General features: G+C 44.8%; 2 protein-coding genes. One reads left to right on the top strand and one right to left on the bottom strand.

Going from position 1 to position 705, the window contains the following annotated elements:
• Positions 1-305: YbaK/EbsC family protein (locus A3761_RS04055; RefSeq protein ID WP_068749862.1), on the top strand; the 305-nt coding region annotated here is incomplete at its 5' end.
• A gap of 92 nt (positions 306-397) precedes the next feature.
• Here the strand turns inward: A3761_RS04055 and A3761_RS04050 are convergent.
• The coding region (locus tag A3761_RS04050; RefSeq protein WP_197472804.1) for a PDZ domain-containing protein at positions 398-705 on the bottom strand (308 nt) is incomplete at its 5' end.

Raw genomic sequence — 705 nt, 5'->3', positions numbered from 1 at the left:
TTATGAGAGCCATGGGAACCGAGCTGGTCGCCCTGGCAACAGAAGATGAATTTAAAGACCGTTTCCCATCATGCGAAGTGGGTGCTATGCCACCATTCGGCAATTTATATGATGTCCCCATCTATATGTATGAAGGGTTCGATGAAACCGGTGATATTGCCTTTAGAGCAGGAAATCACCACGAAGTGATTAAAATGAAGCTCTCTGATTATATGGAACTAGCGCATCCGATGACGCTAAATGAGGGCTTCGCAAAGATTGGTATGAAGAAGCCAAGCTGGTTGTTAAAGAAGAAGGCCGGGTAGAAAACCTAGCCTTCTATTGTTTACCGTTTACAATCTCCGGGCCTTACAGCAGGCGGCCTGAACTGCGGCTCGGGGATTTATTCTTTTAATTGCTAGCGAACATAGAGAATCAGGTCTTCGTATCCTCGTCGGATGCGAAATGCCTGCACATTTCGCTGCCTCAAATAAGACTTAAGCTCTGCAATATTTCTAATCCTGCTTCGGTTGACCGCGAAGATTATATCCCCTTGCTCAAAGCCTACTCGTTTAGCGATCGAATTATTGCTCAGTTCTTTAACCTGAATGCCAATAGCTTCTTCTTGATCACTTGGAATGAGATCCATTAACAGGCTTCCGCTCAAATAAGAAGAGACTTTGTCACCAGCTATTTCCGGGACAGGTATGGCTTCGATCTCAATTT

This window comes from Oleiphilus sp. HI0123, assembly GCF_001635315.1.
The sequence above is the reverse complement of the archived record's forward strand: the minus strand, read 5'-3'. Positions and strand labels throughout refer to the sequence as shown.